General features: G+C 44.8%; 1 protein-coding gene. It reads right to left on the bottom strand.

From position 1 onward, the window contains the following. Positions 1 to 141 precede the first annotated feature (141 nt). Entirely contained in the window at positions 142 to 360 is a 219-nt protein-coding gene (locus D3F01_RS15875; protein ID WP_080545308.1) for a hypothetical protein, read from the bottom strand. Positions 361 to 669: the final 309 nt, after the last annotated feature.

The raw sequence follows: 669 nt of genomic DNA on the forward strand, positions 1-669 counted from the left end.
TATGGGTTTTCGTGAGAGCAAGAATCGTCCCGTGGCCACAAATTTTCAATTCTTGAAAATTCTTGCCCTTTTGGGACAGCTTCTTGTTGGGGCGTGCCTGCCCCAAACCCTGCTTAGGAGTGAGTGCGATATACTAGGAATTTATTTATTGCTTGCATCGGTTTTGTCGTTTCCCTTTTTCTTACGAGACAAACCTAAACAAAGATGCGTCGAGCCAAGGCAAAGAAATGATGAACCAAGACACAACCATACAACAGCCATAGAATTATCATTTCCACTTATGAAGCTAATAAGTGAAGCCATATATAACAGAGCAGAAGCTGCATAGAATAAGATAGATTTCTTGGTTTCTTTTTTCATAAATAATCGCCTCCACAAATCGATTTGTTGAGTCAATTATACCACGTTCTTTATCGAAATTACACCCTCTACATGGGAGAACTTGGCCGATTTACTGCGTACGTGCGTACCCATCTTCCGTATACACGTATGCGGCGATTTGCCCGAAACGCACTCTATACAGCCGTTCCCCCTCGGAGAGCCCACTACACTTTGCAGACCACAGGGATGAAAGTGTCATAGTGGGTTATTACACTTCCGCAGAAGTGCCTTCTCCTCGCCGCAGACAGCCGGGTGTGCCTTTTGTGAGAGCTTTCTGTGCGGCGAATC

Origin of the sequence: Faecalibacterium sp. BCRC 81149, from assembly GCF_022750605.1 — a bacterium.
GTDB classification, from domain to species: Bacteria; Bacillota; Clostridia; order Oscillospirales; family Ruminococcaceae; genus Faecalibacterium; species Faecalibacterium duncaniae.